Annotated in this window: 6 protein-coding genes and 3 pseudogenes; 5 read left to right on the top strand and 4 right to left on the bottom strand. The window is 67.3% G+C overall.

The genetic code is table 11. The annotated features are described in order from the left end of the window. The first annotated feature begins 153 nt into the window (after positions 1-153). A complete protein-coding gene (locus ACZ7P3_RS26560) occupies positions 154-1,287 on the top strand; it encodes an IS630 family transposase (RefSeq protein WP_472085540.1) in 1,134 nt (377 codons plus the stop codon). A gap of 73 nt (positions 1,288-1,360) precedes the next feature. On the opposite strand, the gene ACZ7P3_RS26565 is transcribed toward ACZ7P3_RS26560, so the two are convergent. From ACZ7P3_RS26565 to ACZ7P3_RS26580, 4 genes are all read right to left on the bottom strand, one after another. Next, complete coding sequence (locus tag ACZ7P3_RS26565; protein ID WP_472085541.1) at positions 1,361-1,933, bottom strand: TIGR03086 family metal-binding protein; 573 nt, start codon at positions 1,931-1,933, stop codon at positions 1,361-1,363. Between the two features lie 208 nt (positions 1,934-2,141). Beyond that, on the bottom strand, positions 2,142-2,990 hold the full coding sequence (locus ACZ7P3_RS26570) for an alpha/beta fold hydrolase (RefSeq protein WP_472085542.1): 849 nt from the start codon (positions 2,988-2,990) through the stop codon (positions 2,142-2,144). An 11-nt stretch (positions 2,991-3,001) separates the two neighbouring features. Continuing rightward, a complete protein-coding gene (locus ACZ7P3_RS26575) occupies positions 3,002-3,559 on the bottom strand; it encodes an anthrone oxygenase family protein (RefSeq protein WP_472085543.1) in 558 nt (185 codons plus the stop codon). Positions 3,560-3,588: 29 nt separating this feature from the next. After that, positions 3,589-4,440 carry an NAD(P)H-binding protein gene (locus ACZ7P3_RS26580; RefSeq protein WP_472085544.1) on the bottom strand — a complete coding sequence of 284 codons (852 nt, stop codon included), beginning with the start codon at positions 4,438-4,440 and terminating at the stop codon, positions 3,589-3,591. A gap of 85 nt (positions 4,441-4,525) precedes the next feature. Here ACZ7P3_RS26580 and ACZ7P3_RS26585 point away from each other — a divergent pair, with 85 nt between their 5' ends. From ACZ7P3_RS26585 to ACZ7P3_RS26600, 4 genes and pseudogenes are all read left to right on the top strand, one after another. Continuing rightward, positions 4,526-5,011 carry a MarR family transcriptional regulator gene (locus ACZ7P3_RS26585; protein WP_472085545.1) on the top strand — a complete coding sequence of 162 codons (486 nt, stop codon included), beginning with the start codon at positions 4,526-4,528 and terminating at the stop codon, positions 5,009-5,011. 119 nt (positions 5,012-5,130) lie between these two features. Beyond that, positions 5,131-5,645: pseudogene (locus ACZ7P3_RS26590) on the top strand (IS6 family transposase); the annotation flags it as partial. A gap of 181 nt (positions 5,646-5,826) precedes the next feature. Then, a pseudogene (locus tag ACZ7P3_RS26595) lies at positions 5,827-6,174 on the top strand (transposase); the annotation flags it as partial. A 52-nt stretch (positions 6,175-6,226) separates the two neighbouring features. After that, positions 6,227-6,486 (top strand): annotated as a pseudogene (locus ACZ7P3_RS26600) (ISAzo13 family transposase); the annotation flags it as partial.

Genomic DNA, 6,486 nt, shown 5'->3' on the forward strand with positions numbered 1-6,486 from the left:
GCATCAGCCAACTACACTCCAGACAGCGCATCTGGCCAGGCAAGATAGCGAAACGCTGCTGGATTACTAGTGCCGCATCAGGCAACGTTCGCCCTGTTGTGACATCCGGTCCGGTTGCTGCGCCGGGCGACATCGGACCGTCAGAATGATCACGTGGCTGAGCGTGTGCAGGTCCGTGAGATCGATGAAGACGAGGGCGGACGGCTGTTGCGGATCGTCCGCCGGGGCACCGGGTCGGTGGTGACCTGGCGGCGGGCCCAGATGGTGATGCTGGCCGGCCAGCGCATGCCGGTGGCGAAAATCGCCGAGGTCACGTTCACCAGCGCGGATCGTGTCCGGGACGTGATCCACAACTTCAACGCGGACGGCTTCGACTCGCTCTACCCGAAGTACCGGGGTGGACGGCCGAGAACGTTCACGCTGCCCGAGCGCCGGGAGATCAAGAAGATCGCCAAGTCCAAGCCGGCCGAGCACGGCCTGCCCTTCTCGACCTGGAGCCTGGCCAAGCTGGCCGACTTCCTGGTCGCCGAGGGGGTGGTCGACGACATCAGCCACGAGGGCCTGCGCATCCTGCTCCGCGAGGAAGGCGTCTCCTTTCAACGCGTGAAGACCTGGAAGACCTCCCGCGACCCCGACTACGCCACGAAGAAGGCCAGGGTCGAGCACCTCTACGCGATCGCCGACGGCGAGGTCGTACCCGAGGACGGCGAGCCCGAAGTCATCTTCTGTATGGACGAGTTCGGCCCCCTCAATCTTCAACCCCACCCCGGGAAGCAGTGGGCCGAACGCGGCGGCAAGGGCAAGGACCCCGGCCGTGAGCCCCGACCCCGCCGCCGGGCGACCTACACCCGCCCGCACGGCGTCCGACACCTGTTCGCCGCATACGACCTTGCCAAGGACCAGCTCTACGGCCACATCAAGAAAACCAAGAACCGCTCCAAGTTCCTGGAGTTCTGCCGCTACCTGCGCTCACTGCACCCGGCGGACGTGCGCATCGCCATCGTCTGCGACAACTACTCGCCGCACCTGACGACCAAGCGGTGCCAGCGGATCGGGACGTGGGCGGCAGTGAACAACGTCGAGATCGCCTACACCCCTACCAACAGCTCCTGGCTCAACCGGATCGAGGCCCAGTTCACCGCTCTGCGCTACTTCGCCCTCGACGGCACCGACCACCCCAGCCACAAGGCCCAGGGCAGCATGATCCGCCGCTACATCACCTGGCGAAACAAGCACGCAGCCGACGAACGCCTACGCGAAGTCGTCACCAGGGCAAACGTTGCCTGACGAGGCACTGAAACACCGACCTGATCCTGGTGATCCGAGCCGCCGTCCGCGCGCGGCGGCCCGCACCCGCCGGTCAGACCGCCGTCGCGGACCAGTACGGGTCGCGGCCGGTGAACGCGAGGAACTTGTCGGCCCGGCTTGCGTCGGCGGGTATCTCGACCACGGGCGCGTACTTACCGAAGGACTGGCGGACGAACTCGACGACCTGCCCGGCCGGGATTTCCAGCCGCTCGGCCATGTCCTCGGTCAACGGAAGATCCTGGCCGGTTGCCTTGGCGATGTCCCAGGCGTGGACGGCCGCGTCGAGTGCTGCGACCATGGCGCCGGCCTGCGCGGGCATCGGGCCCATCGGGGTCGCCACACTCTCCGCATCACGCCCCGACTCCCATGCCTTCAGCGCGGCACCCAAAGTCGTCTCCAACTGCACCGCCGCATCCGCGCCGTCGGCGGCCAGTATGTCTGAGGGCTCGAACGGGTCGCCCTCGGGTGCCTCCCCGGTGATCTGCATGGTCAGCGCCTGCTGGTCGAGCCGGGCGTGATGGAAGACCTGACGGACCGTCCACTCACTGCACGGCGTCGCGGCCCCCCACCTCTCCCCGGGCACCCCGCGCACCGCGGCCAGCAGGTAATCGTGTGCGTCTGCCAACAACTTGAATCCGTCAACGGACATCCGTTGCCTCCCCCTTTGATTCACCGCACGAGCGAAACCTCGGCTCCACCTTATGCCTCGCGGCTGGCAGTTGTGCCCACGGCCCACTGGAGACCTGTGAGGCCCGCAGCGTGACGCACAACGCGCCGCCCAGATCACTATCCAGGCGGCGCATCACGAGGGGCAAACGTTGCCTGATGCGGCACTAGGTTGCGTCGGATGTGCGGGTGAACTCTCGGATGTGTTGTGCGAGTTTTGTTGGCTGGTCCAGGGGGATGAGGGTGTAGCTGTCTGCTATCTCGACCAGCCGTCCGTGGGGGAGGAGTTCGGCGAGGCGTCGGCCGTGCTCGAATGGCATCACGCGGTCTCCGCTTGCCCAGATCACAAGGGCGGGGTGTTTGTAGTTCGGCAGGTGTTCGGCTGCGGCAAGCAGGAGTTTGGTGTCTGCCGCTACGGCTCGCAGTGTTCGTACGGCGTCGTGGCGGATCTCGGGCTGCTTCATGACCGGCTTCATCCACCGGGCGGTGGCGGCGTCTCCTCGCAGGGTCAGCCACCCGAACGCGATAGGGAGCCGCCGGAGCGGCCGCAGCCTCATCTGCTGCATGAACAGTCCGAACATCCAGGGCGGGAGCTGGCCGGTGAGCACGAGCGTCTTGCCCGTCAGTCCTGGCGGGAAGTTGTCGAACGCATCGCATGAGACGAGCACAGCCCGTCCCGCACGTGGGGCGCCGTCGCGCATGAGGAGTTGGACGAGTGCTCCGCCGGTGTCGTTGCCGACGAGGGTGACGTCGTGGAGATCGAGGCGGTCGAGGAACTCCGTGACCAGCCGTGCCACCCCGGGCAGAGATAGGTCGGCGTCGGCGTTCATCGCGCGACGGTGCGCGCCGAACGGCAGCGTCGGTGCCACGCACCGGTGGTCGGCGGACAGGTCGGCGAGAGGTCCGTTCCACAGTGAGGCGTCCATCATCAGCCCGTGCAGGAACACAACCGTGGGGCCGTCGCCGCCGGTGTCCTTGTATTCGATTGTCCCGGCGGACAGTTCGATCTCCCTCATGCCGATCTCCTTCATGTCCGTTGGTGCAGCGGGGAATCCCCTGATGCGGCGGGGAGTCCGTGGTGCGGCGACGACGGTGTCGACTGGCGGGTGCCGTGCGATGTTCCCGTCGCATTGGCGATCAAGGCCCCGAACGCGAGCACGGCCGCGCCTGTCCGCACGCCGTGGGCGATCTGCCAGCGATCACGTACGGTCGCCCAGTCCGCGGGCGGCGCCTGCACATTCCAGTCGAGCTGGTCCGCGTTGATGGGCATGTTGATCACGAGCGTCAGGGCGACGATCCCGGCCAGCAGGGCGAGGGCCACCAGCGCCAACCAGGGGGTGCGTCCTCTCGCCTTGAACGTCAGGGCGACGAGCAATGCCGTGGTGATCAGTGCCGGCAGGAGCGTGACGACCGCGAGTTTGTCCAGCGAATCGAGTTCGACCTGGCGAACCTGGGTGTACACGTGACTGTCGAAGGCCCGCAGGGACAGTTCGAGGATGAGCACGGCGACGAGGAAGCCCGCGAAGACGCCCGAGAAGAGCAGGCTGGCCCACCGTATGACCTTGGCAGCCGGACTGTTCGGCACGTTCGTTCCTTGCTGGCGCGGCCGTGGGTTCATGACCCGGTCGGGGCTGCGAAGGCGGCGATGTTGTCGGCGACCCACGTGGCGAAGGTGAGTGCGGGGCGGCCCAGGAGCTGCTCCACGGTGCCCGTGGACGGGCCTGGCGTGTTCGCGTAGTCGGCCAGGGAGCCAAGGAGCCGGTCGGGGAGGTCCTCGGCCAGGCCCTGGGCGAGCATGGCCTGGCGGACCTGTTCGGGAGTGAGCTCCTGGAAGGACACCTCCCGGCCTATGGCCTCGCCGATGAGGCGGGCCTTGTCCCGCTGGTCGAGTGACTGTGGGCCGGTGAGCAGGTAGGCGCGCCCTGCGTGCTCGGGGTCCGCCAGTGCCCGTAGGGCCACCTCTGCGACGTCGCGCTGATGGATCGGTGAGGTCGCCGCGTCGCCGTAGGCGCCACGGACGACGCCGGTCGCGCGGATCTGTGGAGCCCAGGCCAGCGCGTTGGCGGCGAAGTCGGCGCACCGCAGGAACGTCCACTGCAGACCAGAGTCCCTGACGGCATCTTCAACGGCCCTGAACTCGTCGGCGAACCGCCGGTGGCCGGCGAGGTGCTCCACGGTCGCTGCTGACAGCACCACCACCCGCCGCGCGCCCCGAGTCGCGGCCAGCGACAGCAGCTCAGCGGAGGCTCCACCGACGGCGCGCGGGCTGAGCAGGATCGCCTCGATGCCGTCCGGCAATGCCGTGAGGCTGTCTGGCCTGGACGGATCCCCGTGCACTACCTGCGCACCATCGGGCAGAGCGGCGCCTGGATCACGGGTTACCGCCGCCACCTTCTCGCCGGCCTCCAACAAGAGGTTCACCGCTTCACGTCCGACGCTTCCGGTCGCTCCTGTCACTGCGAACATGTTGATGCCCCCTCACTCCGGCCCTCGTCTTTCGAGTGCCGTAATATACGAGAACCGTAGCATATTGATTTGAGAGGCGTATATTATGGATTCCGTACCACCTGGCGATGCGGCTCACCGTCGACGACGGGCCACGGTCGAGGTCAAGCAGGGACTGCGCGAGCTGGGCGCCGAACTGACTCTGCTCAACCGCCAGGTCGGCACCCGCCTCGGGCTCAAAGACATCGACCTGGACTGCCTCGACCTCATCAACACTCACGGTCCGCTGAGCCCGACCGCCCTGGCGCGACGAGCCGGGCTGCACGCCGCCACGACGACCGGGGTTCTCGACCGGCTCGAACGCGCCGGCTGGGTGACCCGCGACCGCGACCCGGCGGACCGCCGGTCCCTCCTGGTCCGAGCCCTGCGCGACCGCAACGCCGAACTGTTGGAGCTCTTCGCCGGGATGAACTCCTCGGTGGAGCGGATCTGCGCCGATTTCGACGACGCCGAGCTCGAACGGCTCGCCGACTTCCTCCGCCGAACCGCCGACGCCGGGCGAAACGCGGCCGAGGGACTGGCAGGCAACTGACGGCATCCACCGGGGCCGGTTCGCCTCAATCGCCGGCTCCTCTGCCTTCCCGGGGTGCTGTCACGTTGACCGGCGGGTGGGATGATCTTCGGGTTGGTCGCGGGTGGGAGGAACCTGCCATGGAGAGCGCGTCGCCGTCGTACAAGGGCGACCGCTATCCGGTGGAGGGCATCGCGTACGCGTGTGGCTGTACTTCCGGTTCCCGCTCAGCTACCGCGAGGTCGAGGAGCTTATGCTCCGGCGCGGGGTGATCGTCTCCTACGAGACCGTGCGCCGCTGGTGTGTAAGTTCGGCCAGACCTACGCCGCCGGGCTGCGGCGCCGCCGACCTCAGCCCGGCGACAAGTGGCATCTCGACGAGCTCTTCGTGAAGATCAAGGGGGAGCGGCAATACCTGTGGCGAGCCGTTGACCAGCATGGCCACGTCCCCGACATCCTTGTGCAGTCCAAGCGCGACGCGAAGGCCGCCAGGCGGTTCATGGCCAAGCTCATGAAGAATCAGTGCCGTGTCCCTCGGGCACTGGTCACCGACAAGCTGAAGAGTTACGGAGTTGCCCACCGGGAACTCATGACCGCGGTCGAGCACTGCTCCCCACGCGGGGCTGAACAACCGGGCCGAGAACAGCAACCAGCCCACTAGTACTCCAGCAGCACTTTGACGTTTTCCCTGTTCAGGGGCGGTTTGGGCGAGTGTAGTGGGGTGATTGCCGGCCCGTGTCCTCTTTCCCGGACCGCCCCTCGATCGTGTGCAGCCGCCGCTGATAGTGGCAACGGCCTGGGCAGCCTCCCGGCGTGATCGACGAGCGTGCGGTTGAGATTTGGAACGACGAACTCGAGGAGCTGTTCCTGCGTACCGGCCATCGCTTCAGGCGCGTCGAGCCGCGTCGCAGAATGCGTGACTACGTCCGTGGATTGCTGGGCCCGGTCGGCCGCAAGAACGGCTGGCAGCTGGCCGAATACGCCGGGCACCGCACACCCGACCGCCTCCAGCGGCTCCTCAACGGTGCCCGTTGGGACGCCCATGAGCTCCGCGACGACCTCCAGCACTACGTAGCCGATCGCCTCGGCGAACCCGACGGGATCCTCATCCTCGATGACACCGGCTTCCTCAAGAAGGGCGCCACGTCGGCCGGCGTGCAGCGCCAGTACTCCGGAACCGCCGGGGCTTGTATTTCAATTAGTACTTGTTCAGGCAGAGTTGGTGGGACGGTGAACCATGACAGTGCGTCCGCCCGTCACCGCCTTACGGGCCAAGTTCGATCGGATCCTGCCGCATCTCGACGAGCGCCGCCGTCGTCTCTACCTGGCGAGCGAGGCCGCGGCCATCGGCCACGGCGGGATCGCTCTGGTTGCTGCCGCCTCCGGGTTCAGTTCCGCGACCGTTGCGCGTGGCGTCACCGAGCTTGCCGGGGACCCGGTGCCGACGCGGAGGGTCCGGGCTGCGGGAGCTGGCCGCAAGCCGTTGACCGTCACCGA

The sequence above is a fragment of the Streptomyces sp. NPDC107581 genome, assembly GCF_055657175.1.

Excerpts from the sequence above, each read along its gene's own strand:
- ACZ7P3_RS26570 (WP_472085542.1), bottom strand. The coding sequence starts at position 2,990 with ATGAGGGAGATCGAACTGTCCGCCGGGACAATCGAATACAAGGACACC.
- ACZ7P3_RS26580 (WP_472085544.1), bottom strand. The coding sequence starts at position 4,440 with ATGTTCGCAGTGACAGGAGCGACCGGAAGCGTCGGACGTGAAGCGGTG.
- ACZ7P3_RS26585 (WP_472085545.1), top strand. The coding sequence starts at position 4,526 with ATGGATTCCGTACCACCTGGCGATGCGGCTCACCGTCGACGACGGGCC.